General features: G+C 56.5%; 27 protein-coding genes, 1 tRNA gene and 1 riboswitch. Of the genes, 16 read left to right on the top strand and 12 right to left on the bottom strand.

The window, feature by feature from the left end; all coding sequences use genetic code 11:
* Positions 1-61: 61 nt before the first annotated feature.
* Positions 62-805, bottom strand: a complete 744-nt coding sequence (locus tag ACAM27_RS10840; RefSeq protein WP_369611920.1) for a murein L,D-transpeptidase catalytic domain family protein — start codon at positions 803-805, stop codon at positions 62-64.
* A 164-nt stretch (positions 806-969) separates the two neighbouring features.
* A riboswitch (TPP riboswitch) is annotated at positions 970-1,061 on the top strand.
* Between the two features lie 48 nt (positions 1,062-1,109).
* Here ACAM27_RS10840 and thiB point away from each other — a divergent pair.
* From thiB to ACAM27_RS10805, 7 genes are read left to right on the top strand one after another with little or no spacing between them, the layout of a single operon-like run.
* The gene (gene thiB, locus ACAM27_RS10835) at positions 1,110-2,114 is read left to right on the top strand and encodes a thiamine ABC transporter substrate binding subunit (RefSeq protein ID WP_369611919.1); all 1,005 of its coding nucleotides are present in this window, start codon (positions 1,110-1,112) and stop codon (positions 2,112-2,114) included.
* Positions 2,115-2,118: 4 nt separating this feature from the next.
* Positions 2,119-3,786: an ABC transporter permease subunit gene (locus ACAM27_RS10830; protein ID WP_369611918.1), complete on the top strand. Its 1,668-nt coding sequence runs from the start codon at positions 2,119-2,121 to the stop codon at positions 3,784-3,786.
* Positions 3,779-4,393: an ATP-binding cassette domain-containing protein gene (locus tag ACAM27_RS10825; RefSeq protein ID WP_369611917.1), complete on the top strand. Its 615-nt coding sequence runs from the start codon at positions 3,779-3,781 to the stop codon at positions 4,391-4,393. Before ACAM27_RS10830 ends, ACAM27_RS10825 begins: the two co-directional genes overlap by 8 nt.
* A gap of 36 nt (positions 4,394-4,429) precedes the next feature.
* Positions 4,430-5,578 carry an MlaE family ABC transporter permease gene (locus ACAM27_RS10820; protein WP_374730285.1) on the top strand — a complete coding sequence of 383 codons (1,149 nt, stop codon included), beginning with the start codon at positions 4,430-4,432 and terminating at the stop codon, positions 5,576-5,578.
* Positions 5,579-5,581: 3 nt separating this feature from the next.
* Positions 5,582-6,376, top strand: a complete 795-nt coding sequence (locus tag ACAM27_RS10815; protein WP_022992756.1) for an ABC transporter ATP-binding protein — start codon at positions 5,582-5,584, stop codon at positions 6,374-6,376.
* Entirely contained in the window at positions 6,376-7,314 is a 939-nt protein-coding gene (locus tag ACAM27_RS10810; RefSeq protein WP_022992757.1) for an MlaD family protein, read from the top strand. The genes ACAM27_RS10815 and ACAM27_RS10810 overlap by 1 nt, the downstream gene beginning before the upstream one ends.
* A complete protein-coding gene (locus ACAM27_RS10805) occupies positions 7,311-7,919 on the top strand; it encodes an ABC-type transport auxiliary lipoprotein family protein (RefSeq protein WP_022992758.1) in 609 nt (202 codons plus the stop codon). Before ACAM27_RS10810 ends, ACAM27_RS10805 begins: the two co-directional genes overlap by 4 nt.
* On the opposite strand, the gene pgsA is transcribed toward ACAM27_RS10805, so the two are convergent.
* The 5 genes from pgsA to ACAM27_RS10780 form a co-directional block, all read right to left on the bottom strand.
* Entirely contained in the window at positions 7,916-8,470 is a 555-nt protein-coding gene (gene pgsA, locus ACAM27_RS10800) for a CDP-diacylglycerol--glycerol-3-phosphate 3-phosphatidyltransferase (RefSeq protein ID WP_011784701.1), read from the bottom strand. The genes ACAM27_RS10805 and pgsA overlap by 4 nt on opposite strands.
* 7 nt (positions 8,471-8,477) lie before the next feature.
* On the bottom strand, positions 8,478-10,337 hold the full coding sequence (gene uvrC / locus ACAM27_RS10795; RefSeq protein WP_036149796.1) for an excinuclease ABC subunit UvrC: 1,860 nt from the start codon (positions 10,335-10,337) through the stop codon (positions 8,478-8,480).
* Positions 10,321-10,980 carry a UvrY/SirA/GacA family response regulator transcription factor gene (gene uvrY / locus ACAM27_RS10790; RefSeq protein ID WP_011784699.1) on the bottom strand — a complete coding sequence of 220 codons (660 nt, stop codon included), beginning with the start codon at positions 10,978-10,980 and terminating at the stop codon, positions 10,321-10,323. The genes uvrC and uvrY overlap by 17 nt, the downstream gene beginning before the upstream one ends.
* A gap of 103 nt (positions 10,981-11,083) precedes the next feature.
* A complete protein-coding gene (locus ACAM27_RS10785) occupies positions 11,084-11,347 on the bottom strand; it encodes a hypothetical protein (RefSeq protein ID WP_014421676.1) in 264 nt (87 codons plus the stop codon).
* A 74-nt stretch (positions 11,348-11,421) separates the two neighbouring features.
* On the bottom strand, positions 11,422-13,041 hold the full coding sequence (locus ACAM27_RS10780; protein ID WP_022992761.1) for a methyl-accepting chemotaxis protein: 1,620 nt from the start codon (positions 13,039-13,041) through the stop codon (positions 11,422-11,424).
* A 156-nt stretch (positions 13,042-13,197) separates the two neighbouring features.
* Here ACAM27_RS10780 and ACAM27_RS10775 point away from each other — a divergent pair, with 156 nt between their 5' ends.
* On the top strand, positions 13,198-13,902 hold the full coding sequence (locus ACAM27_RS10775; RefSeq protein ID WP_023008252.1) for an AzlC family ABC transporter permease: 705 nt from the start codon (positions 13,198-13,200) through the stop codon (positions 13,900-13,902).
* Entirely contained in the window at positions 13,895-14,227 is a 333-nt protein-coding gene (locus ACAM27_RS10770) for a branched-chain amino acid transporter permease (protein WP_014421679.1), read from the top strand. The genes ACAM27_RS10775 and ACAM27_RS10770 overlap by 8 nt, the downstream gene beginning before the upstream one ends.
* Before the next feature lie 12 nt (positions 14,228-14,239).
* On the opposite strand, the gene ACAM27_RS10765 is transcribed toward ACAM27_RS10770, so the two are convergent.
* Positions 14,240-14,644 carry a DUF1330 domain-containing protein gene (locus ACAM27_RS10765; RefSeq protein WP_011784694.1) on the bottom strand — a complete coding sequence of 135 codons (405 nt, stop codon included), beginning with the start codon at positions 14,642-14,644 and terminating at the stop codon, positions 14,240-14,242.
* Positions 14,645-14,869: 225 nt separating this feature from the next.
* On the opposite strand from ACAM27_RS10765, the gene ACAM27_RS10760 reads away from it, so the two are divergent.
* From ACAM27_RS10760 to ACAM27_RS10745, 4 genes are all read left to right on the top strand, one after another.
* Positions 14,870-15,517, top strand: coding sequence for a cytochrome c (locus ACAM27_RS10760; RefSeq protein WP_222533660.1), 648 nt, complete (start codon positions 14,870-14,872; stop codon positions 15,515-15,517).
* Between the two features lie 12 nt (positions 15,518-15,529).
* A complete protein-coding gene (locus tag ACAM27_RS10755; protein WP_141067687.1) occupies positions 15,530-16,543 on the top strand; it encodes a c-type cytochrome in 1,014 nt (337 codons plus the stop codon).
* 76 nt (positions 16,544-16,619) lie between these two features.
* The gene (locus ACAM27_RS10750; protein WP_011784691.1) at positions 16,620-16,898 is read left to right on the top strand and encodes an acylphosphatase; all 279 of its coding nucleotides are present in this window, start codon (positions 16,620-16,622) and stop codon (positions 16,896-16,898) included.
* Entirely contained in the window at positions 16,895-17,845 is a 951-nt protein-coding gene (locus ACAM27_RS10745; protein WP_222533659.1) for an AEC family transporter, read from the top strand. The genes ACAM27_RS10750 and ACAM27_RS10745 overlap by 4 nt, the downstream gene beginning before the upstream one ends.
* Positions 17,846-18,014: 169 nt before the next feature.
* Here the strand turns inward: ACAM27_RS10745 and ACAM27_RS10740 are convergent.
* Positions 18,015-18,105 (bottom strand) — tRNA-Ser (locus ACAM27_RS10740).
* A 203-nt stretch (positions 18,106-18,308) separates the two neighbouring features.
* Here ACAM27_RS10740 and ACAM27_RS10735 point away from each other — a divergent pair.
* Together ACAM27_RS10735 and ACAM27_RS10730 are read left to right on the top strand one after the other, a co-directional pair.
* On the top strand, positions 18,309-18,839 hold the full coding sequence (locus ACAM27_RS10735; RefSeq protein ID WP_141067685.1) for an isochorismatase family protein: 531 nt from the start codon (positions 18,309-18,311) through the stop codon (positions 18,837-18,839).
* A 21-nt stretch (positions 18,840-18,860) separates the two neighbouring features.
* Positions 18,861-19,529, top strand: a complete 669-nt coding sequence (locus ACAM27_RS10730) for a cupin domain-containing protein (RefSeq protein ID WP_222533826.1) — start codon at positions 18,861-18,863, stop codon at positions 19,527-19,529.
* A 57-nt stretch (positions 19,530-19,586) separates the two neighbouring features.
* Here the strand turns inward: ACAM27_RS10730 and ACAM27_RS10725 are convergent, their stop codons facing one another.
* The 4 genes from ACAM27_RS10725 to ACAM27_RS10710 all read right to left on the bottom strand — a co-directional run bounded on the left by ACAM27_RS10725 (position 19,587) and on the right by ACAM27_RS10710 (position 22,799).
* Positions 19,587-19,952: a hypothetical protein gene (locus tag ACAM27_RS10725; RefSeq protein ID WP_014421698.1), complete on the bottom strand. Its 366-nt coding sequence runs from the start codon at positions 19,950-19,952 to the stop codon at positions 19,587-19,589.
* Positions 19,953-20,072: 120 nt separating this feature from the next.
* Positions 20,073-20,972 carry a LysR family transcriptional regulator gene (locus ACAM27_RS10720; protein ID WP_014421700.1) on the bottom strand — a complete coding sequence of 300 codons (900 nt, stop codon included), beginning with the start codon at positions 20,970-20,972 and terminating at the stop codon, positions 20,073-20,075.
* Between the two features lie 34 nt (positions 20,973-21,006).
* Entirely contained in the window at positions 21,007-21,834 is an 828-nt protein-coding gene (locus tag ACAM27_RS10715; RefSeq protein ID WP_023008233.1) for a protein-glutamate O-methyltransferase CheR, read from the bottom strand.
* 35 nt (positions 21,835-21,869) lie between these two features.
* Positions 21,870-22,799 (bottom strand): chemotaxis protein CheV, encoded by a 930-nt coding sequence (locus ACAM27_RS10710; protein ID WP_121206373.1) that lies wholly within the window; start codon positions 22,797-22,799, stop codon positions 21,870-21,872.
* A gap of 184 nt (positions 22,800-22,983) precedes the next feature.
* Here ACAM27_RS10710 and flgA point away from each other — a divergent pair, with 184 nt between their 5' ends.
* Positions 22,984-23,691 (top strand): flagellar basal body P-ring formation chaperone FlgA, encoded by a 708-nt coding sequence (flgA, locus tag ACAM27_RS10705; RefSeq protein ID WP_222197819.1) that lies wholly within the window; start codon positions 22,984-22,986, stop codon positions 23,689-23,691.
* The last annotated feature ends 120 nt before the right edge of the window (positions 23,692-23,811 follow it).

Genomic DNA, 23,811 nt, shown 5'->3' with positions numbered 1-23,811 from the left:
CACCTTTTTTTCAACTTTCTGTTTTTACTGAAAATCTGCACAAAGTTTAGCCAGTAACGATTCAGGATCGATCCCCAGCCACCGCTGTGGCATTACGCGCGCCGGCCAGCTGCCCGGCAGAATCGCAGTTCAGGTAACTGGAGGACTGGAGCCACTCCTGATCGGGGTAGTATTTAAACACCAGCTGTCCGCCCTTGAGCTCGTCTACCACGGTTTTGATGATTTGATTGTCTACCGCCGGACAGCCATGACTACGGCCGATTCTGCCGTACTTTGTTACCCAGCTGTCCTGAACGTAGTCTGCACCATGGATAACAATTGCCCGCTGACGAGCCAGGTCGTTGAAACCCGGTTCCAATCCATCAAGGCGCAACGAATAGCCATGGGAACCCCGATAGGATTCGGCGGCTTTGAACAGGCCGATACTGGACTGGTGACTGCCCTCGATATTGGAAAATGCGGTTGCCTCAGCATTACCGGAGTTTTTACCGTGAGCCACGAGGTCACGAAGGATTAATTCTCCTTCGTTCAGATCGAACAGCCACAGTCTTTCTTTCGAGGACGGCAAAGAGAAGTCGATCACAGCCAGCCGCTCCGGCATTGCTGTGCCATTGCTGATGGCACAACGGGTTGCCTTGAGTGCAGCTTCGAGAACCTGCGGGCTGAGCTTGGGAGCCGCGGAGGCCAACCGTCCAAACATATCATCATTCGCGGTTTGGGCGTGGCCTGCGGCCGATAACCCAAGGGTAAAAAGCGCGCCTGCAACCAGGGCAGAAATCTTTCGTCGTTTGTGATGCTTGGGCATCAAACTTACCTCTCAACCAGATAGAAGCTGCATAAATCCGCAGATCAAAAAATGCCCCATTCTATCAATAAAAAATGAGACACCCGTCATCGCCGTACAAAAAATAAACAAGCAGTAATCAAACATACGAATTCCGGGGTGTGGCTCCGGCGTGATAGCATTGACTCAACTCAACGGGGTGCCTGGAAGGGCTGAGACCATACCCGCGGAACCTGACTCGGTTAATACCGGCGTAGGGATTGAGTCACCACCTTTCGTGGTGTTCGCGGCATGGCACCCCCGCTACTGAACAAGGTGCCAATGTATGATTTCACGCTTGATGCCCGCGTTGTTCGCCGTGTCGCTGCCGCTGATGGTTGCCGCCGATGAACCGACCGTCCTGAATGTGTATACCCATCCCTCCTTTGCCGCCGAATGGGGCCCGGGGCCCGCGGTTAAAGAGGCGTTTGAAGCCCAATGCGGGTGCTCCCTGAACTACACCGTATTGGACAGCGGCGGAGACATTCTGCAAAGGCTCCGGCTGGAAGGAAGCTCCACCCCGGCAGACGTGGTTCTGGGGCTGGATACCGGCACCATGGAGACCGCTCGGCAAACCGGCCTTCTGGCCCGCCACGGCCAATCACTGGAACGCCTGGCATTGCCTGTTAACTGGGACGACGACACTTTCGTGCCCTACGACTGGGGCTATTTTGCCTTTGTCTACGATACCGAGCAGTTGTCGGAGCCGCCCTCAAGCCTTGAAGAACTGGTCAACGCGCCAGACCATCTCAAGATCATTATTCAGGATCCGCGTACCAGCACACCGGGACTCGGCCTGTTGCTCTGGTTGCATGCCGTCTATGGTGATGAAGCGCCAGCAAAGTGGCAGCAGCTCAGCGACAAGATTCTCGCAACCACCCAAAGCTGGAGTGACGGTTATTTCTCGCTATTCATGAATGGCGAAGCGCCTATGATCCTCTCTTACAGCACTTCGCCTGCGTATCACATGGCTATCGACAAAACTGACCGTTATCAGGCGGCCCGTTTCAATGAAGGACATTACCTGCAGGTGGAAGTCGCCGCCCTGGTGGAAAGCTCCGATAACAAGACACTTGCCAGAGAGTTTCTGGACTTCATGCTGACCGCGGACTTCCAGCGTCATATTCCACTGAAGAATGTGATGTATCCGGCCGTTGATCTTGGGGATGAATTGCCAGAGGTTTTCGACAAGCTGATTACACCATCCGAAGCCCTGTATATAAACCCCGCGAAAGTTGCCACCATTCGCCGACAGTTGGTGAACGACTGGCTTGATGCACTGACCGACTGAAGTGATGCCAACACACGCGAGAGCCGCCCCCTTCAGCCATTCTGGCTGGCAAATCTGGCCTGGCCTGTTACTCGGCACCGGGCTATTGCTGCTCGTGGCACTTGGCTTGTTGAGCATACTACAGGAGGCCGGAGAGCTGGATCCGGGGCGCACGCTAGCAAGCTCCTATTTCCAGAGCGTGGTCCGATTTACCCTTTGGCAGGCCTTTTTATCCGTCCTGTTAAGCCTGGCGCTGGCGGTCCCGGTGGCGACCGCCCTCGCCCGCTACAGAGGCTTCCCTGGTCGCACATTGATTCTGTGGCTGATGGAGTTGAGTCTGGTTTTACCCACTATCGTGGCAGTCTCAGGCATCATAGCGGTGTTTGGCCGGCAGGGCTGGTTCACCGGTCTGCTCAATATCTGGTTTCCTGGAAATGGATGGAATCTTTATGGGCTGAACGGCATTCTGCTCGCCCACGTGTTCTTCAATGCGCCACTGGCGGCTCGAATCCTGTTGCAGGCTCTGGATTCCATACCCGCGCCACGAATGAGAACCGCCTCTCAGCTTGGGCTCGGCGGCTGGTGGCTGTGGCGTGCGGTACACTGGCCCGCCATCAAACCGGTACTGCCCGGCGTGGCGGCACTGGTGTTCACGCTGTGCTTCACCAGTTTTGCCATCATCATGACGCTGGGCGGAGGGCCAGGAACAACCACCCTGGAAGTCGCCATCTACCAGGCACTGCGCTTTGAATTCGATTTCGCCCGTGCCGCACTGTTTGCCATTCTGCAGCTGTTGATCTGTGGCAGCCTCTGGTGGCTGGTTTTCCGGAAACGCCTGGACACCGCGGTACTGCCAAACCGACGGCTATCGCGTCAGGTCCCTCTGTTCGCATGGCGCTGGCAAGGGTTTTCAGCAAGTCTGCTCCTGGCGATTTTCACGGCCTTTCTGGTCGCGCCACTACTGGCTATTATTCTGCGCGGTTTACCGGCCTTGTGGCCAACGGCGGATGCTACTTCTATTTATAAACAGCTATTGCCGGCCACCGCTCGCAGCCTGTTAATCGCCATTCCAGCCGGGCTCGGTTCGGTGGTCGTTGCCTTGCTAACTCTGGCAGCCGCCAACCGGGCTGGTCGGCGCTGGCTGGCCCTAGTGCCAGCCGTCACCGGCTATCTCCCCTTGATCGTTCCGCCTCTGGTACTGGGGACCGGGCTTTTTATTCTGTTAAGGCCGCAATTGGGGAACACCATGCAGGGCTGGTTCCTGGTGGCACTGATCAACGGGCTGATGGCCGTGCCGTTTGTGCTACAGATACTGCGCGGACCTCTCGCAAGCCTGGACGCCGGATCACTCAAACAGGCAGACCAACTGGGCCTCCTGGGCTGGTATCGATGGCGATGGCTGTATTGGCCGCATCTGCGCCGTCCAGTTGCTCTGGCCCTGGCGTATGGTGTGGCATTATCTCTGGGTGACTTCGGTGTTATCGCCCTGTTCGGCAGCCCGGGCAAACCCACGCTCCCGGTTTTGCTTTATCAGCAACTGGGCAGTTACCGGTTGGCGGAAGCTGCAGGTACCGGGCTCTGGCTGTTGGCGCTACTGGTACTGATCTTTGTATCGCTCTCCCGTGTTCCCGGCGTTAAGTCCGGAACAACTTCCGCTGCGAGCCAACCACTGCCGGAGCCTGAACATGCTTGAGATCAAAGATCTGGCCTTCGAGTATGGGCCTGACGGCCGTCTCTGGCGATTCGATTTTTCCGTGCCTGCCGGCGAATGTCTGGCCATCCAGGGCCCCAGCGGTTCCGGCAAATCAACCCTGCTCAGTCTGATTGCAGGTTTTCTCCCGCCAGCCAGCGGCCGGATTCTCTGGTGGGACAAGCCGATCCACTTGCTAAAGCCCTGGCAGCGCCCGGTCACGAGCGTGTTCCAGGAACACAACCTGTTCGAGCACCTGGATGTATTTACCAATATTGGCCTTGGCATTCACCCCGGCCTCAAGCTGGATGAATCTCAACGCCACGCCATTGAAGCCGGACTGGAACGCACCGGGTTAGCAGGTTTCGGTCCCAGAATGCCTGGCGAGCTTTCCGGTGGCCAACGCCAGCGCGTTGCCTTGCTGCGAGCCATCCTGCGGCGCCAACCATTGCTCTTGCTGGATGAGCCGATGACTGGCCTGGACACCGAGACCCGGAAGATTCTGTACGCCATGCTGCTGGAAGAGAAAGCCCGGGGCATCACCATGCTACTGGCCAGTCACGATGAAGAAGAACGCAGAATACTGGCAGACAGCCACTGGAATCTTTAAGCTTTCAGAGAACTCAAACAGGGACTCCGTGACTCCGTGGCAAATGAACCAGGCCTATCTCAGCCACTTGGCGCCCACACTCCCGGTAACGCCGAATTCGGTGGCCATACGCTGAAGTTTTCCGGCGACTGGACTTTGTCCCACTATTCCGTCCTGAATCGGCAAACAACTGCCCTGAAACCTCGCGCAGCAGGCTGCAATCCGGATTTTTCCGGCCTGGGCCGCCTGGACACCGCCGGCGCCTCGTTGATGGTGAAATTGCTTGGCAGCGACGCTCTGATCAGCGCTCTGGAACGAGCCGAATTACCGGATGAACAGCGTGCCCTGATACACGCCGTCGCAGAAGCCATGAATCAGCCATCGGCGGATGTCGCAACCGTTAACCCTGCCGTGGCGTTCCTGGCGGAGATCGGAAAGAAGGTGACCACGCTGTGGCAACTTGTCTGGTTGCTGGCGGGGTTTATTGGTCAGACGCTGGGCACCCTGTTCTACATCCTGCCCCGGCCTACTCGCTGGCGTATAACACCCTTTGTGGCGGCACTACACGACACCGGCCTGAACGCCCTGCCCATTGTTGCCCTGCTTACCTTTCTCGTTGGCGCCGTGGTTGCGTTTCTTGGCGCGACAGTTCTTGAAGACTTTGGCGCGACCATTTACACAGTGGATCTGGTGGCGTTCTCGTTCCTGCGGGAGTTCGGCGTACTTCTGGCAGCCATCCTGCTGGCCGGCCGAACCGCCAGTGCCTTCACCGCACAGATTGGCGCTATGAAAGTCAATGAAGAACTCGACGCTATTCGCACCCTGGGGCTCAATCCGGTGGAACTGCTGGTCGTTCCCCGGGTTTTGGCGATGATGTTCAGCCTCCCCATTCTCACGTTTATCGGCATGATCTCGGGCATGGTCGGAGGGGCTGTGGTCTGCGCGGTGGCTCTGGACATTCCGCCCAGCCAGTTCATTGCCATTGTCGAACGGGATATTGCCCTGAAGCACTTCCTGGTCGGCCTTGGCAAGGCGCCGGTGTTCGCATTTCTGATTGCCGTCATTGGTTGCCTGGAAGGCTTCAAAGTGGCCGGCAGTGCTCAGTCTGTCGGGGAACACACCACCTCCAGCGTGGTGCAGTCTATCTTTATGGTGATACTGCTGGATTCCGTGGCAGCGCTGTTTTTCATGGAAATGGGTTGGTAAAGCATGGCGGATCATCCGGTCATACAGGTACGCGCACTCGACAACCGGTTCGGCAGCCACATCGTTCATGAGAAACTCGATCTGGATCTGTATCCCCGGGAAATTCTTGGAGTGGTCGGCGGCTCCGGCACCGGCAAGTCCGTTCTACTGCGCAGTATTGTTGGCCTGAATCCACCATCCGGCGGGCACATCACCGTTTTTGGTGAAGATTTGACGGAACTATCCGCCACCGAACGCTCTCGCTATGAGCAACGTTTCGGGGTTCTGTTTCAGGGCGGCGCCTTGTTCACGTCGCTGGACCTTGAGCAGAACATCGCGCTGCCGCTGATTGAACACGCCCGGCTGTCGCGGGCCGAAGCGGAGGAACTGGCCCGAATGAAACTGGCCTTGACCGGCCTGCCACCAGAAGCCGCCACGAAATACCCGGCCGAACTCTCCGGCGGTATGGTCAAGCGGGCGGCCCTGGCCCGGGCGCTGGCGCTGGACCCGGAAATCCTGTTTCTGGATGAACCAACCGCCGGTCTGGACCCGATCGGCGCTGCCGCCTTTGACGAGCTGATTGTCACCCTTCGCAACGCACTGGGCCTTACGGTATTTCTTGTTACCCACGATCTGGATACCCTGTACACCACCTGTGACCGTGTTGCGGTTCTGTCTCAACGCAGGGTGCTGGTTGCCGATACTCTGGAAAAGGTGGCACAAACCGACGATCGCTGGATTCAGGACTACTTCCATGGTCCCCGTGGCCGCGCGGCGATTACAGCCCACAACAGGCTAACCAAACAGGAGCCCGGTTAATGGAGCCCAAGGCCCATCACGTTATCATCGGATTCTTCACGCTTGCGGCAGTCAGCGCTGCCTTGCTGTTTGCTCTGTGGCTGGGCAAATCATCTACCGACACTAACTGGGCCTATTACCGGATCGGGTTTGATCACCCGGTTGGCGGGCTGGCCAAGGGTAACCCGGTCCTCTATACCGGCGTCCCGGTGGGCGACGTGCTGGATCTTACCCTGGCGCCGGACAACCCCGCCCATGTGCGGGTACTGGTGAGGGTGAATCAGGATATTCCGGTACGGGAGAATACCCGCGCGGGCCTGGTACTGGCCAACATAACCGGCAGCATGAGCATACAGTTTACCGGAGGCACACCAGACAGCCCCATTCTTGAAGGCCACAAAGACAATCCACCGCTGATAACCGCCGAGCCTTCGGCCTTCAGTAACCTGCTGACCAACGGCGAGGCCATGCTCGGCAAAGCAGAGCAGTTGCTGGAGAATGCCAACCGGCTGATGTCCGAAGACAACCTGAGCAACATTGCCGAAATTCTTGAGAACACCCGCCAGGCCAGTGAATCGCTGCTGGCCAGCCGCGGCGAGCTTGAGGCGCTGATGACCCGGTTCGATGAAGCCGGCATCCGTGCCGAAGAAGCTGCCATCAAGGTGTCTGCCGCGGCAGACAGGTCCCGAGAGGTACTGGATGAGCGGGTGGAACCGGTTCTCCTGGCCATGTCCAGGGCGCTGACCACCCTTCAACCTACCCTGGATCGACTGGACACCCTCACCGGCGACAATGAACTGGCGCTGGACGCTGGGCTTCAGGGTCTGGGAGAAATAACCCCTGCATTGCGGGAGCTGCGTAGCACCTTGCGCAACCTGAACTCGTTTACCCGCAGGCTGGAGCAGGACCCCACCGGAACCTTGTGGGGCGGCACCGGCATCAAGGAGTACGAACAATGAAAGTGCTATCCGCTCTCGCCTTGGGCCTGGTTCTGGCTGGCTGCACGGTCTTCCCGGTGCCCGAATCCCCTCGCCTGATGGAGCTGGCACCAGCGAGCGACTTGCCAGCATTTGACCAGGCGCTGTCGGTCAGCCTTCGGGTAGATACGCCACTGGCTTCTGACCCGCTGGACAGCGCTCGTATTCTGATTAAACCGTCGGCTTACGAATACCGGGCCCTGGCAGGCGCCCGATGGCGAGAGAGTATTCCCGTGGTCGTTCGCGATCACCTGCTGGAAACCTTCCGGGCAAGCGGCGCGTTCGCGAATGTGATGACCGACACCAGCCCGGCAACGTCGCAGTTAACCCTGGTCTCCGAGCTGACCGGATTTCATGCTGAGAATAGTGAAACTGGCACACGGGTGGTGATCAGGCAGCATCAGCAACTCATGGATAATCGCACCAGACGGAGCTTGTGTGTGAGGAGTTATGAAGCCAGGGCGAACGCACAAAGCACCGCGCTGGGGGAGTTGATGGAGGCCTTCAGTAATGCCAGTGCACATTCATCCGTGACCACAGTCACCTGGGCACACCAGTGTATGGCCCAGGAACCTCCGGCCAATTAACCTGCCTCTTTCGGAAACAAGTCAGCCCAGGCGGCACGAAGGTAAAGAATCATGGACCACAGGGTCAGCACTGCTGCGATGTATAGCAGACCGATGGCCACATAAGCCCAGAAATTACCCGGCGGAAACGCCAGCAATCCGACAATGGCCGCCATCTGAGCGGTGGTCTTGATCTTACCGATATAGGACACGGCAACACTGGCGCGGCTGCCCATTTCGGCCATCCATTCACGCAACGCCGAGATCACAATCTCGCGACCGATAATCACGGTGGCGGGAATAGTCAGTAGTACCGCCGAATACTCTTCAATCAAGACAGCCAGCGCCACTGCCACCATGAGTTTGTCAGCCACCGGATCCAGGAAAGCGCCGAACGGCGTGCTCTGGTTCAATTTGCGGGCCAGGTACCCGTCCAGCCAGTCCGTCAGACCTGCCAGAGCAAATATGATGGCGCTAACCAGGTAACTCCATTGCATGGGCAGGTAAAAGATCACAACGAATACCGGAATCATCACGATACGGGACATGGTCAGTATGTTCGGTAAATTCATGGTGTTCCTATTGGTCATGCAATGCTGCGTAAATGGTCTCTGCCAATGATTTGCTGATGCCCTGCACTTTCGCCATTTCATCAACACTGGCTTTTCTGAGTTCCTGGATGCCACCAAAATAGCGAATCAGTTCGCGCCGGCGCTTTGGCCCAACCCCTTCGATACCTTCCAGGGTCGACTGGCGCCGCTTTTTATCTCGCCCGGCCCGATGTCCGGATATGGCAAAGCGATGGGATTCATCCCGAATATGCTGTATCAGGTGCAGCGCCGGAGAATCCGCCGGTACTCGGAATACGGCCCCAGTTAAGGCGTCAATCAGCTGCTCCATCCCTGCGCGCCGGGTCACACCCTTGGCGACACCAATCAGAGGGATATCGGAAATTCCTAGCTCTTCAAACACTTCACGAGCAATATTCAACTGGCCCTTACCACCGTCGATAAACACCAGATCTGGCCGCTTGCCCTCGCCGTTCACCATCCGCCGATAACGCCGGGTGAGCACCTGTCGCATGGCGGCATAGTCATCGCCGGCGGTTATGTCCTGGATGTTATACAACCGGTAATCGCTTTTCAGTGGCCCATTCTCGTCGAAAACCACACAGGATGCGACGGTATTTTCCCCATGACTGTGGCTGATATCGAAGCATTCCATACGGGAAGGCGTTTCCGTCAGCTCCAGCAGGTCCCGCAGGGCCAGCAATCGGCGATACACGGTTTCTTTACTGGCGAGATGTGTCAGCAGGGTTTGCCGGGCGTTGGTCATCGCCAGCTCCAGCCAGCGCCGACGCTCGCCCCGCACATTGCCGCGGATGCGGGTTTCCCTGCGCGCCGCTTCCGACAGGGCCTGCGACAATAATTCCTGCCCGTCTACCGCCACCGGCACCAGGATGTCGCGCGGAATCTCCCGCCGGGTGTCGCCACCGAAATAGTACTGGCCCAGAAACGAGGCCAGCAATTCGCCTTCGGTCTGTTCCAGGGAATAGCGAGGAAAATAATCCTTGGTGCCCAGAACCCGCCCGCCACGAACGATGATCACAACGATGCAGACCACACCGGCATCCTGAGCAATGGCGATGACATCTGCATCCCCTCCCTCACCGTCTACGGATTGCTGCTCCTGAACATGGCGAAGGTTGTTGATCTGATCTCTGTACGCCGCGGCTTTCTCAAACTCCAGCGCCCGTGATGCATCCTCCATGGACTGCATCAGGTCCTGAATAATCGCCGGGTTCTTGCCCTCCAGAAACATGCTGGCGTGCCGGATATCCTCCTGGTATTCCTCAGGGCTGATATAGCCGACGCACGGCGCCGTGCAGCGGTTGATCTGGTACTGCAGGCATGGCCGGGTTCTGTTTCTAAAATAACTTTCACTACAAGATCTTATGCGGAAAACCTTTTGTAGAATATTAAGACTTTCCTTGACCGCTCCCGAGCTTGGAAAGGGCCCGAACCAGGTGCCACCACCCTTTTTGGTGCGGCCCCGCCGAAAGGTCAGCGAGGGATAATCCGAATGCGAGGAGAGATAGATATAGGGATAGGACTTATCGTCCCTCAACAGAATATTGTAGGGCGGCCGCAGCGATTTGATCAGATTCTGTTCCAGCAGCAACGCTTCTGTTTCACTGCCGGTAATAGTGACTTCAATGGCCGCAATCTTGCCCGCCAGGGCTTCGGTTTTAGGGGCCAGGCCTGATTTACGGAAATAACTGCTGACGCGCTTGCGAAGGTTGCGGGCTTTACCCACGTAGAGGATGCCACCGGTATCGTCATACATGCGATAGACACCGGGGCGTTCTGTCAGTTGTTTCAGGAAATTCTGGCTGTCGAACTTCCCGGGAGATTGCTCGGGGTCAGACCTTGTCGGCATCCAGCAATCCAAGCCTTACTGCCATCAGCGCCAGTTCCACATCACTGGAAATCTCCAGCTTTTCGAAAATCCGGTAACGGTAACTGTTTACGGTTTTCGGGCTCAGGCACAGCTTGTCGGAGATATCCTGAACCTTCTGGCAATCCACCACCATCATGGCAATCTGCATTTCGCGCTCAGACAGGCGCTCGAACAACGACAGCTCGCCGTCTTCATCCCGCTCACCCCCGAGCTGTTTCAGTGCCATTTTCTGGGCAATTTCGGGGCTGATGTAGCGCTGGCCGGAATGGGCTTTACGAATGGCCCGCACCATTTCCTGAATGTCAGCGCCTTTGGTGACATACGCGGTGGCGCCGCTCTGCATCACACGGGCCGGATAGGGGTCGTCAGCACAGGCGGTAACCACGATAACGCGAATGGAATCATCAATACGAAGAATGCGCCGGGTCGCCTCCAGGCCGCCAATACCGGGCATGCGAATATCCATCAGGACAATATCCGGACGGTTTTCACGCACACAGTCAATCGCCTCTTCGCCAGACGAAGCCTGGCCAATGACGTCTATATCGGGATTGTCAGCCAGCATGCGAGTGATACCCGAGCGTACGAGCTCGTGGTCATCAACAACCAATACCCTGATCAAAACTCACCTCGCCGTCAGGTATGAGGAAACAGGCCGATTGTAACGGTTAGCAGCGTCAGCCGGTAGGCGGCATGAAAAAAAGCTGCCAAAATGGGCACCTTGATCACAGACTATTGCCGGAAGGGGAGCCCAGGCCGGCGGTGTTCTCAACCGGATCGAACCAGACCACCAGTTCTCCCCTACGCACAGCTTCAAGTACGCGCTCCCGCTCTGCCAGAGGACTTTCGGTGTCATTCAACCCGTGATAACGGGTGCAGTATTCCTCGGCCAGGCCCTCGAGCTGATCAGCCGTAAGCAAACCCGTGTCTACTACAAATTTTTCTTCTCGCGGGTCCGGATCGGAAGGCTGCACTGCATCGTTACTCATAGAACCTCCAGTCAGTCGCTGTATGTTACGGTTTTATGAGCCAGACAAGAACCCCCGCAGATGAAGACACATCATCACGTTTCTGGAGAGCGGGTGCGGAAACGGGCAATGAGCTGCTTCATGCCCACCGATTCCTGCCTAAGCGCTTCACTGACAAGGCGGGTATCCTCCACATTCAGAGTCAGGGTCTCAGCACTCTCACCGAGAGCCTCCGCACGACGCCCCACTCTCGCGATTTCACCCCGCTGCAAGGCAACCGCACCCTGCACACTCTCACTCTGACGCTGCAGCTCATGAAACTGAGCCGCCAGACCTTCCAGGTGCGCTCTCAGGGCATGCAGATTAGCGCGATTCATTTCGCCAGCGCCCGCCATATCTTCCAACAGTGAGTCTGCGTTGTTTGCACCCACGACAAGGTCCTGCACCCACTGGCGAATATTGGCGGTGGATTCCGAGGTCCGACGCGAAAGCGTGCGTACCTCGTCTGCCACCACGGCAAATCCCCGGCCGTGTTCGCCCGCCCTGGCTGCTTCAATCGCCGCATTCAGGGCCAGAAGGTTGGTCTGCTCGGCAATATCGGCGATCACGCCGGTGACTTGCTCGATTTTTCCGGTTGCGTCTATCAACGCGGTGATCGACTCAGAAACCCGTCCAATCACCTCAACCGTGTGGTCAGCGCCTTTCTCACTGTTAGCCAGCCCCTCACGGACTTCGCTGTTGGCATTGACTGCATGCATCACCGTTGCTGCAGAGTGCTCGGTGGCCTGTTCGATCTGTGACGCCTGATCCGCGATGGAAGCCATAGACTGAGCCACATCGGAAATCTGGCGACGAGTGCTTTCGGAGGTTTGCTGCAGTGCTTCCGCTCCGCTATCCAGGCTGGCAGAGCGTGCATCAAGGCCTGAAGCCGCTGACCGAACATCCTCAACAAACACCTCAAAGCGCCGGACCAGTTGTTCAATAGCTCCGGCCACGCCGGCAACCTCGTCACGACCTTTTACCGCGAGGATCTTGGTTAGATCAGCGTTCTGCTCCATGGCCGACACATCCCGGGCCATGGCCTGCAAGCGAAGGATCACCGAAGTCCGTAGCCAGAGCGTCATCGCCGCGACCAACGCAAGAAAGACCAGGGCGCCACCAAGCAGGAACCTCTGCTGGTCTGCCAGATAATGCAACAGTTCCGATGCGCTCGCAGTAACGCCATCGCGACTGGCTCTCTGGCGCTCAGTTATCGCCGTCAGCATGGGCTCCAACGCTTGGAACAGTTGAAAATCGACGATTTTTCCCACTTCATAGTAGCTGCGCTGGCCTATTCCCTGTTTCATGTCCGCCATCAGCGCCACGACCCGGTCATATTGCTCGCGATTGTCCCGTGACCAGGTGCCTAACCCGGGATTCTCCTGAATCCTCTGCCAGTGCCGGGGAATTGAGCGCTCCAACTCGGTGAACAAAGGATCGATTTCGTCCCACAGTAAAAGCTGTGCCTTGATCTTGTAAGCCAGATCCTGCAGCAGTCGATGGTCCTGCTCCAGATCAACCAGCATCCAGGATTGCTCGAGACTCTCTCCAACCAGTGCCTGCGAGGTATGCTCGGCTTTCGCTATGATCATCCAGGCAATGAACGTGAGGCCGGCAACAGCAGCCACCGACAGCAACGCAAACGCCAGGATTCTGGCGCGAACAGTGGTCAGCATAAAAACTCCGATCAGGTGTACCCGGTCGGAGGGTATGCCCGTTTTATGACACTTTTATGTATTTGCTTGCGTCATTTTTTCGATACTACGTTTGGCGATCTTCAAAAATAACTGCTAAATCACTATCATCGCTCTTTTATTTCCGTTCGGATGCTAATGAATCACCACGCTTTCAAACTCACTCTGCCGATTTTATTTGGCTACATCCCCCTTGGTATGGCCTTCGGTGTGCTGTTTACCACGCAACTGGATTATCCCTGGTGGATTGCCCCCCTGATGGGCCTGGTTATCTACGCCGGTGCCGGCCAGATTCTGGCGGTCAGCCTGCTGGCTGCCAACGCCGGACTGGTTGAGGTGGCCGTTGCCATGTTCGTACTGAACGCTCGACATCTCTTCTATGGGTTGTCGCTGCTGGGACAATTCCGTGGCGCCGGCTGGCGTAAGGCGTATCTGATTTTCGGTTTGACCGATGAAACCTATTCCCTGCTCACCAGCCGCCCCCGTTCGGCCAATCGCGAACAGGAACAGCATGTGGACTTCCGGATCACGGCCATGAACCAGGGCTACTGGATTGTCGGATGCACCTTGGGTGCGGTACTCGGCAAGACTGTCGCCTTCAACAGTACCGGCATTGAGTTTGCACTCGTGGCGCTGTTTATTGTGCTCACCATCGAACAATTGAAAGCATTGGGGGATTCGTTTCCGGTGTGGGCGGGGGCGGCGGCAGCTGCGTTTGCCATGATGCTGGTGCCGGCAACCCATCAACTGATAGCAGGCATTGTACTGGTTACTGCAGTGCTTCTTCTGCACTACCGGAAGTATCGAACAGACACCATGGCAGGAGACGCAAATCGTGGGTGAAAGTAGCTACCTGGCGGCGTTTATTGCCATCTCCGCCCTGGCCACATTTGCGACCCGGGTGGTGCCTTTCCTGTTCTTTGAAAAGCACACGGAACACCCTCTGGTCAAACACATCGGGCGCTTCCTGCCCGCAGCCGTGATGGCATTACTGGCCACAGTATTTTTGCAGAGGTCTGCGGACTGGCAGGCACAGGCACCTGGCGCAGATGCGCTGATACCCGCATTACTGGTGGTTGCCGTTCACCTGTGGCGCAGAAACGCGCTGCTTTCTATCGCGGCCGGCACTGCAGCCTACATGGCCATTCAGCAATCAGGCATCCTGTAAGGCACCCGAAAATCAGGGGGTGCCCTCAACATTGGCCACCAGCCGGGAATCTTCCAGCGCGGCCGTGCGGTGCTTCACCACGCCCTTGTATTCCGGGCTTTCAATCATCGCCAGAAACGCGTTAATGGAGGGGTAGCGGACCAGCAGCACCTGATCCCAAGATTCATCCGGCGGCGCAATCAGCGAACCGACGGAACGGCCAGACCAGATCACCTCGGCACCAACTTCCGAGACACTGCGGGCAGCCTCTGTCATATAACGCTTGTAAGCATCCCTTCCGGAACAGTCTTCGCTGTCATCCTTGTATGCAGCCTTGTCCCTGAACCGAAGCAGATTCAGCATCACAACAGGCTGATCTTTGGGGATTTCATCAAGAATCTTCTGTAACTCTTCCTGAGATGGATTGACGGTCGCCATAGTTGTCCCTGTTCATTCGTTTGCAGGATGGCTCTTTGATGCCATTCTTTGAATAGGACAGTAAACGAAAATCCCGAAATGTGCATCTCCATCTTCGCCTTTCGGAGGGGTTCCCTTGCATTATTGACCTTCGTCAAGCAAGAATTGAGGCCACACTACGGCTATAAGCACATAACTATCAGTGCTAAAGCGTACTTATTCAGAACAAGAGAGAGACAATCGACCGTGAGCAAACTCCCAGTGATACTGGCCGCAATCGGGCTGGCCACCACGGCAGGTATTGCATCTGCTGCGTTATCTGGCGACCCACAAAACGGCAAGGAGGTCGCCAACCTCTGCGTAGCGTGCCACCAGGCAGATGGCAGCGGCAAACACATCGAAGGTGGAGAATCCTGGCCCAGGCTGGCCGGGCTGAATGCCATCTATCTGGCCAAACAGTTGCATGACATCAAAGATGGCTCCCGGACCAGCCCCACCATGATGCCTTTCGTCAACATGCTGGACGATCAAAAGATTGCCGACGTTGCGGCCTACTACAGCCAGCTTGAACCCACCGCTGGTGAAGGCGGCCAAAAAGCCGATGAAGCACTTCTGACCAGGGGCGAACAATTGGCTCAGCGTGGCGACTGGTCCCAATACGTTGTTTCCTGCAAAAGCTGCCACGGCCCCGGGAACCAGGGTGCTGGCGACGTATTTCCCGGCATTGCAGGCCAGCACGCGGGTTACATCGAGGCACAACTGAAAGCCTGGAAGGAAGGGACCCGCAAGAACGATCCCCAGGATCTTATGGGCTCCATTGCACGCCGCATGAGCGATACCGACATTCACGCGGTCGCCGTCTGGCTTGCCAACCAGAACACCGCCAGCAACTGAGGGACAAAGATCATGATGCGCACACTGCTAACCGTCGCCCTCTCCGGCTGCGTAATACTTCCGGTAACCGCTGCGGCCAATGACGACAGAACCCAGGCCTACATCGATCAGCTCACCGCCATGGGCTTTCCTGCCCCGAACGAAAACCAACTGGTACACATTCCGCCGTCCATGGCAGACCTGGAAGAAGCCGACATCCATCCGGAACTGAAAAAGGTTATCCGCAGGGGCTATGACCTGTTCACCAACACCCAGCAACTGCGTGGCAAGAACGTGTTCAACAATATGAACTGTTCCAGCTGCCATCTGGGCGAAGGCCGGATGCCTTTCAGCGCGCCTATCTGGCCGGCTGCCGTCACCCTGCCCGGCTATCGCGGCAAGAACGGCCATGTAAACAACCTGGAGGAACGGATTGCAGGCTGCTTCACCTATTCCATGAACGGCAAGCCGCTGGAGTACGGCAGTGACGATATGCTGGCACTGTCTGCCTACCATCAGTGGTTGGCGACAGGTGTGGAGATGTACCCCAAACAGCCCATCTATGGCCGGGGTTTCCCGGCGCCCGAGCGGCCGGCTGAACTGAGCTACACCAACGGTGAAAAGCTATATCAGGAAAACTGCGCGGTGTGCCACGCTGAAGATGGGACAGGCCTGCGTATCGACGGCCACACAGTATTCCCGGCCCCCTGGGGAGATATGTCCAACAACTGGGGGGCTGGTATTGTGCGCCTGCATACCGCAGCTGGCTTTATCAAGAACAACATGCCATTGGGGCAGCCCAACTCCCTGACCGATCAGGAAGCCTGGGATATCGCCTTCTACATGGACAGCCAGGAGCGACCACAAGATCCGCGCTACACGGGCGATGTGAAGGAAACCGCTGAAAAATTCGGGCCTACCTTCCACAAACACTCCATGTATGGTCAGGTTCGGGAATCCGATGGCAAGTTACTGGGTGACCACGACAACACCGGAGACAAGCCTTTCCTTAAACCAGACACCGTGCGGTCGAGAACATTCGACTGACAGACGTTATAATTCGGTGTCACAGGCCTCCCTTGCGGAGGCCTTTTTGCTTGCAATCAACGCAAGGAGGAACACGATGACCATCAATCGCTGGCACTTGCTGGTAAGCGGCAAAGTACAAGGCGTTTACTACCGGGCATCCACCGAACAGAAAGCCCGGGAACTGGGCCTCACAGGTTGGGTACGAAATTTACCCGACGGCAGGGTCGAAATCGTGGCAGAGGGCGAGCCACTCCAGCTCAAGGCACTGCATGAATGGTGTCACGAAGGCCCGGAACGCGCGGTGGTCGATGAGGTGGCGGCTCAGGAACTGCCAGCTACTCAGGAATTCACTGACTTCAGGACCACACATTGAGCAGCCTTCTTGGTACCTTTCTGTATACGCTGGAGACCACGCTGCCTGTCTTTGCCATGGTCTTTATCGGCATCGGTCTTCGGCGCATTGGCTGGATTGACCAGGGCTTCATCGCCACCGCCTCTGCCCTGGTTTTCAAGGCCACACTCCCCACCCTGGTTTTCCTGAGCATTATCAGAGCCGACCTGGATACCACCCTCAGCATCAGCATGCTGATCTTTTACTTCCTGGCGACCCTGGCCAGTTTTGCCCTTGTCTGGTTCTGGGCAACAAAGCGGGTCCGGCAAGAGGATCGCGGGGTTTATGTTCAGGGCGCGTTTCGGGGCAATTGTGGCATCGTAGGTCTGGCGTTGGCAGCCAACCTTTACGGAGACTATGGGCTCTCGGCCGGGGGCCTGTTACTGGCTCTGGTGATTGTGGTCTACAACTCGTTATCGGTGATCGTGTTGCTGGCGTATCAGCCCGGTAAAACCATGAGCCTGACCAACACCCTGCGAGACATTGCCAGAAACCCACTGATCATCGGCGTAGTGCTGGCCATTCCTTTCGCAGCCCTTGAAATCAGGCTTCCCGGATGGGTAATGACCAGCGGCGACTACTTTGCTTCGCTAACGCTGCCTCTCGCCCTGCTCTGTATCGGCGCAACGGTCTCACTGAAATCCATACGCAGCGACAGCGGCCCGGCCATGGGTTCATCCATCTGGAAGATGGTGTCTTTGCCGGCACTGTGCACACTTGTCGCCTGGCTGGCCGGCTTTGAAGGGCGGGAGCTCGGGCTCATGTTCCTGTTCTTCGCCAGCCCAACGGCAGCGGCCAGCTTCGTGATGGTGAGGGCCCTGGGCGGCAACGATCGCATGGCCGCGAACATTATTGCACTGACGACATTGCTGGCGAGTGTGACCGTAACTACCGGGGTGTTTGTGCTGCAGTCGATAAGAGTTGCCTAAGAATAGGAGGGATTATTCGGGCCTGCGGCCCTCACCCCTTCGGGGCCGTCGTCGCTTTGCTCCGACGTTCCTGCGGCTGCTGCGCAGCCTTCGGTCGAACCCGCGAGGGTTCTTCTACCCACCCAATCGGCCAATAAAAAACCCCAGCATTTCTGCTGGGGTTTTGTATTGGCGGAGAGGGAGGGATTCGAACCCTCGATACGCTATTAACGTATACACACTTTCCAGGCGTGCGCCTTCAGCCACTCGGCCACCTCTCCAATAAACTGTTTCAAATCAGCGATCTCGTCGCTCATTTGAGGGCGCAAACTTTAATGGTTTTGACGGCGTTTGGCAACTCCATGTTTTGAATTCATCAAAAATTTTTTTCAGAAGAACCTTACGACGGCCTCGGGCATAACAAACCCGGGGTCCATGGCGTATCCTTTCAGGAAACCCGCTCAACACGTCCAGGAGAATGACCATGCTGATGAAAGCCGACCAATCCACCCTGTTACTCATTGACGTTCAGGAACGGCTGATGCCCGCCATCAGCGAGGGCGACGCGGTTGCTGAGCGTTGCATTACACTGGCAACCATTGCGGGACTGCTTGGCGTACCTGCAATTGCAACTGAGCAGATACCTGAAAAACTTGGGCCGAATCTGGAAGGCGTTAAGGAGCTGTGCAACAAAACTCTGGAGAAAACCCATTTCGACGCCTGCCCGGACGGACTCATCGACGAATTGCCCGAAGGCCGGCAACACATTGTCATCGGAGGCTGCGAAACCCACGTATGTATGCTGCAGACCGCCCTGAGCCTCCTGGATGCAGGCTATAAGGTGTGGGTGGTGGCAGATGCCACCGGATCCCGTAGCGAACTTGACCGGGACGTTGCCCTGGATCGACTGCACCAGAGCGGCGCCCGCATTGTTACCACGGAAATGGTGGCCTTCGAGTGGATGGTTCACTGCAAGCATCCACACTTCCGGGACATTCAGGCCCTGATAAAGTGAATGACAGAACGTAGATACACTATGCTCAACATGGACTTTTCCCGGCGCGTTGTTATTCTCACCCACGAACAGCACTGGGTGCCCAGCCCCGCCGCTGGCGTTGAGCGCAAACCACTGGCCCGAGAGGAAGCGGAGCGGGGCCACGCCACCAGCGTTGTACGCTATAAGCCCGGCTCCTCCTTCTCTACCCACGAACACCCTCTGGGCGAAGAAATTCTGGTGCTTGAAGGCGTTTTTTCCGACGAGACCGGCCACTATCCGGCCGGCACCTACATCCGGAACCCTCCGGGCAGCAGTCACGCACCGTTCAGTGAAGAGGGCTGCACCCTGCTGGTCAAACTCCATCAGTTCGACCCGAGAGATACCGCGACGGTCAGAATCGATACCAATTCCGGCCACTGGCTACCCGGCATTGGCGGCTTACAGGTTATGCCTTTGCACGAATTCGAACATGAACACGTTGCCCTGGTGAAGTGGCCGCCAAACGAAACCTTTCAGCCGCATCGTCACTTTGGTGGAGAAGAGATCTTTGTGCTGTCGGGCGAATTCTGTGATGAACACGGCCGGTATCCCGCAGGAAGCTGGATTCGCAGCCCGCATATGAGCGAACATCATCCGTTTGTTGAACAGGAGACGGTCATCTGGGTAAAAACCGGCCACTTACCGGTAAACCACTCCCCTGAAACGTAAAAAGGGCCCCAGATGGGGCCCAAGAGCGCGTGCAACGCTGCTTGCTAGCGATCATATTCAGGACGCGTAACGCCCTTGCCACCCAGCGCCACCCAGCATTTCATCGCCGGCCCGCTCGTGGCCATTACCAGTGAGGTGTAATTCACCTGCCGGCACCGCGAAGACGTGATAGGCCTCAGGGCCGAACGGGTCAAGCGCGGTATCAATGTACTGGAACCGATCGGGAACCGGCTCACCCGACATTGCCACCCGGAACTGCCGTTCCACAGTAGGCGTGGTTACATTCAAAGGCTGCTGTACCCAAAGGAAGACCGCTTTGTGCGGCACCAGATACTCGCAGCGCACCACTTCATAACCCTCTCTCAAGGTCAGGGTGGTAGGCTCTTTACCAGGCTCAAGTCTGAACTTGTGAATCGTTTTCATAGCTGCGCTCCTCTGGATACTGCGGAATACGATTCCATAATGGAGCACTGCAGAATTCGATAAAATAAGTTTTATTAAGCAAAAAACATCGTATTTTTCGATGCTTTAACAGAGTGAAGTCTAGCGCTCAAAGATCCCCTGACGAGCCTCGCAGATTGCCCTCACCCCCTCATGGGCCAGCTTTCGGCTTCGGGAGACCGCAAACAGCTGATCCGTCACCTCATCGAGCGAAGCAATCAGAGCCACCTGATACTGACGGCACACTTCATCCTGAATCATCGTAGGCGCCGCGAACACACCAAGTCCCTCCCGACCAAACACCTTGATAAGGGCGCTGTCATCGACTCGGGCAACCAGGTTCATTCGGACATTATTGAGATTGAACCAGTGCATCAGTTTCTCGAAATACGGCGCATCGGTAGCGTTCGCCAGTAACGGCTGGTGATTGAGCGAGTGAGGAAAGCCGGTTTTGAGCTGCTCCGCCAGTTCGGGTGCAGCAAAGAGACTGATGGTAGACCGGGATAGCGGATGAACCGCGAAACGTTCAGGAGATTCTGCCTGGGGCATTCTATCGGTCAGTACAACGTCGAGCTCCTTCCGCTTGAGGCTGAGAAGAAGATCTTCCGTCCGGCCGGTCCGGCATTCCAGTTGCACGGGCCGGTTCAGCTTCATCGCCGGGTGAAGGAGGTAATAGGCGATCAGTTTGTGGATAGACGCCGATATGCCCGCAGACAAGGAAAGCGGCCTGTGTTCAGGCCCCGCCCTCAGGGTTTCAGACAACTGACCGGTTAGCTCGAAGATCTCATCGGCATAACTGCGAACCATATGGCCGAGTTCTGTGAGCACCAGTTGCCGGCGCTCGCGGCTGAATAACCGGCCACCCACCGCGCCTTCAAAGGTCGCAAGCTGGCCACTGAGGGTCTGGGGTGCCAGGTCGAGCACCTCGCTGGCTCGGGCAATAGAGCCTTCTCGGCTAATAACCCAGAAATAATAGAGATGTCGGAGGTTCAGATTCTCCACATCGGTCCCCTACTCCGCATTGAACAGTTCCCGGCTATTTTTTGCGATAGATGATGCCAGGGTGACACTGGACCATTTCGTAGAGATTGGGAAGCCCGTTCAAAGACTCAGAAGCACCAAGAATCAGATAGCCTCCGGGATTCAGAGCACCATGCAGCCGGGTAAGAATGTCCTTTTTCAGTTCCGCTGAGAAATAGATCAGCACATTCCGGCACATGATGATGTCGAACTTGCCAAGCATGTATCGATCCAGCAGGTTCAATTCCTTGAATTCCACCATGGACTTGATTTGCGGTCGAATCTGCCAACCACCGTTGGCCGAGGGGGTAAAAAAGTGCTTTTGACGCTCCGGCGACAGACCGCGGCCGATGGCGATCATTTCATACTCGCCTCTCCGGGCAACCTCCAGCACGCTTTTGGAAATGTCCGTTGCCGTGATTTTTACATCCCGCAGCTTACCCGGCCGGGTGCGGCGGAATTCGTCAATTACCATGGCGACGGAGTATGGCTCCTGGCCAGTAGAACAGGCGGAAGACCAGATTCTTAACGGCTGGAGTGAACTGCGCTCGGCAAACTCTGGCAAGAGCTTTTCCTGCAGAATCCGGAACGGATGGTTGTCCCTGAACCAAAGTGTCTCGTTGGTCGTCATCGCGTCGATGACCACCTCGCGCAAGCCTGCCCTTCCAGGCCTCTTTAATCGTTCCAGAAGCTCTCCAAGGGAATTCAGGCTGTTTTCTTCGAGAATGCGCCGAAGCCTGCTCTTTACAAGATACTGTTTGTTATCACCCAGCAGGATGCCGCACGCATCCTGCAGGAACTTTTTAAAGGCTTCGTATTCCTGGGGCGTTATGTCCGCTTTCATTGGATCTCTTCGTGGGTGAAACCATCAGCCGAGCATCAGTGCTGATCAATAATTTCCATTACTCGCTCGGCCAGCTCATCCGGGCTGAATTTCGCCATGAAATCGTCTGCGCCCACCTTCTGCACCATCGCCCGGTTGAAGACACCGCTCAGCGAGGTGTGCAGCATTACATACATATCTTTCAGAGCCGGATCTTCTTTGATTCTGGTAACCAGGGTGTAGCCGTCCATTTCCGGCATCTCAACGTCAGAGATAATCAGAGACAGGTGATCATTTGCGCGCGATCCATCCTGAGTTATCTCTTTGAGATACTGCAGTGCTTGCTTGCCATCGTTTTTGGTAACCACTTCCATTCCTATAGCGGTCAGGCAACGCTCGATCTGCCGACGAGCCACCGAAGAGTCATCCACCACCAGCACAGGCAGGTGGCCCGGCACACGTTCGGCACTCCTGGCAACCAACTCCTCCGTAACATCTTCCCTGAGCGGAGAAACTTCTGCAAGAATCTTTTCTACATCTATGATTTCTACCAGCTTATCATCAATCTTCGTCACCGCAGTCAGGTAAACATCCTTTCCCGCACCCTTGGGTGGCGGAAGAATATCCTCCCAATTCATATTCATGATTCTCTCGACACCAGCCACGAGAAAACCCTGCGTTTTACGATTGTATTCCGTAATGATCACAAAGCTTGTAGCTAACTGCTCCTGCGGTATGCCCGCGAGCCCTATCGCCATGCTCAGATCAATAATGGGAATGGTCTCCCCCCGAACATGAGAAACGCCTCTCACCACCGTTTTACTGTTGGGAATCGAGGATAACTTGGGACATTGCAGCACCTCTTTAATCTTGAAGACGTTGATACCGTATAGCTGCTGCCCCCGGAGCCGAAAAAGTAATAATTCCAGCCTGTTCTTACCGACCAGTTGCGTTCGCTGATTAACGCTGTCGAGTACCCCTGTCATGATGCTTTACTCCTGGCGCGCCTTTACCGGCATCAATATTGCTTTGACCTTTGTAAGGTGTTTTCAGGCCTGTCCAAGACAAATCTTTGACGCCTGCAACCTGTTAACGGTTAACGGCCCGAAAACCCGAATCCTTAGCGGATTTCGACAATACACACAGATAAACACAGCATAGGACAAACCGGTGCGTATGCGAATCATCTTTTTGGCTGCATTGTGTCTATCACTGAGCCCAATCACTCTGTCTTCAGAGAGAACCAATGCTGAAGCCATCCGTGACGCTGCCCAGACGTTCCTGGCAGAGTGGTCCAGAACCCTTGCTGCCGAGGGCTACACGAGCCGCTACGAAGTTGGCGCTATCGACAGCCGCATCGCCCTTGCTGCCTGCAACCAGGGGCTGAACGCCGAGTTTGCGGGCGATCCGCTACAGACCACCAGCCCGTCGGTCCTGGTTTCCTGCAGTGGTGAGCGCCCCTGGAGAATGTACGTTACCACCAGCGTCGAGGTTCACGGCCCTGCCCTGATAGCAGCCCGTCCTCTGGCGCGGGGCGAACGCCTGACGCCGGACCTGGTCACCGTAAATTCGGTGCAGATCAATGCCAGTCGTCGAGGCGTCCTCACCCGCAAAGAGTCCGTTTCAGGCATGATGATGCGCCGCCCGGTGAACGCCGGCACGGTAATGACCCCGGATCTCCTTGAAGCTCCCAACGCGATTGAGCGGGGTGACCATGTTATTATCACCGCGCGCTCAGGCTCATTCTCGGTATCATCTCGCGGTAAGGCACTGGCGAGCGCGGGCGTTGGAGAACAGGTACTGGTGGAAAACCTCCGCTCGTCCCGGACAGTCAAAGCTCGTGCCGTCGGCCCCGGGCGGGTCGAAATTCCGATGTAAGGCGGCAAACAGCAAGAGCGGCAAATGTTTTCCGTTTTGTAACTAAAGTATGGCGCGGATTTGCCGTTAAGCAGATATAAACCCGAATACGCCACTTTCTTGTGGCCCCAGGCAAGCAGG

It is taken from the genome of Marinobacter sp. RI1 (genome assembly GCF_041155085.1).
In the GTDB taxonomy this organism is placed as follows: domain Bacteria; phylum Pseudomonadota; class Gammaproteobacteria; order Pseudomonadales; family Oleiphilaceae; genus Marinobacter; species Marinobacter nauticus.
The sequence above is the reverse complement of the archived record's forward strand: the minus strand, read 5'-3'. Positions and strand labels throughout refer to the sequence as shown.

What these genes read in the sequence shown, in the direction of transcription:
- ACAM27_RS10815 (WP_022992756.1), top strand. Translation starts at nt 5,582, where the DNA reads ATGGCGGATCATCCGGTCATACAGGTACGCGCACTCGACAACCGGTTC.
- thiB (WP_369611919.1), top strand. Translation starts at nt 1,110, where the DNA reads ATGATTTCACGCTTGATGCCCGCGTTGTTCGCCGTGTCGCTGCCGCTG.
- ACAM27_RS10715 (WP_023008233.1), bottom strand. Translation starts at nt 21,834, where the DNA reads ATGAAAGCGGACATAACGCCCCAGGAATACGAAGCCTTTAAAAAGTTC.
- ACAM27_RS10710 (WP_121206373.1), bottom strand. Translation starts at nt 22,799, where the DNA reads ATGACAGGGGTACTCGACAGCGTTAATCAGCGAACGCAACTGGTCGGT.
- ACAM27_RS10830 (WP_369611918.1), top strand. Translation starts at nt 2,119, where the DNA reads ATGCCAACACACGCGAGAGCCGCCCCCTTCAGCCATTCTGGCTGGCAA.
- uvrC (WP_036149796.1), bottom strand. Translation starts at nt 10,337, where the DNA reads ATGCCGACAAGGTCTGACCCCGAGCAATCTCCCGGGAAGTTCGACAGC.
- pgsA (WP_011784701.1), bottom strand. Translation starts at nt 8,470, where the DNA reads ATGAATTTACCGAACATACTGACCATGTCCCGTATCGTGATGATTCCG.
- ACAM27_RS10725 (WP_014421698.1), bottom strand. Translation starts at nt 19,952, where the DNA reads ATGAAAACGATTCACAAGTTCAGACTTGAGCCTGGTAAAGAGCCTACC.
- ACAM27_RS10780 (WP_022992761.1), bottom strand. Translation starts at nt 13,041, where the DNA reads ATGCTGACCACTGTTCGCGCCAGAATCCTGGCGTTTGCGTTGCTGTCG.
- ACAM27_RS10775 (WP_023008252.1), top strand. Translation starts at nt 13,198, where the DNA reads ATGAATCACCACGCTTTCAAACTCACTCTGCCGATTTTATTTGGCTAC.
- ACAM27_RS10840 (WP_369611920.1), bottom strand. Translation starts at nt 805, where the DNA reads ATGCCCAAGCATCACAAACGACGAAAGATTTCTGCCCTGGTTGCAGGC.
- ACAM27_RS10735 (WP_141067685.1), top strand. Translation starts at nt 18,309, where the DNA reads ATGCTGATGAAAGCCGACCAATCCACCCTGTTACTCATTGACGTTCAG.
- ACAM27_RS10805 (WP_022992758.1), top strand. Translation starts at nt 7,311, where the DNA reads ATGAAAGTGCTATCCGCTCTCGCCTTGGGCCTGGTTCTGGCTGGCTGC.
- ACAM27_RS10825 (WP_369611917.1), top strand. Translation starts at nt 3,779, where the DNA reads ATGCTTGAGATCAAAGATCTGGCCTTCGAGTATGGGCCTGACGGCCGT.
- ACAM27_RS10810 (WP_022992757.1), top strand. Translation starts at nt 6,376, where the DNA reads ATGGAGCCCAAGGCCCATCACGTTATCATCGGATTCTTCACGCTTGCG.
- ACAM27_RS10750 (WP_011784691.1), top strand. Translation starts at nt 16,620, where the DNA reads ATGACCATCAATCGCTGGCACTTGCTGGTAAGCGGCAAAGTACAAGGC.
- ACAM27_RS10785 (WP_014421676.1), bottom strand. Translation starts at nt 11,347, where the DNA reads ATGAGTAACGATGCAGTGCAGCCTTCCGATCCGGACCCGCGAGAAGAA.
- ACAM27_RS10755 (WP_141067687.1), top strand. Translation starts at nt 15,530, where the DNA reads ATGATGCGCACACTGCTAACCGTCGCCCTCTCCGGCTGCGTAATACTT.
- ACAM27_RS10765 (WP_011784694.1), bottom strand. Translation starts at nt 14,644, where the DNA reads ATGGCGACCGTCAATCCATCTCAGGAAGAGTTACAGAAGATTCTTGAT.
- ACAM27_RS10730 (WP_222533826.1), top strand. Translation starts at nt 18,861, where the DNA reads ATGCTCAACATGGACTTTTCCCGGCGCGTTGTTATTCTCACCCACGAA.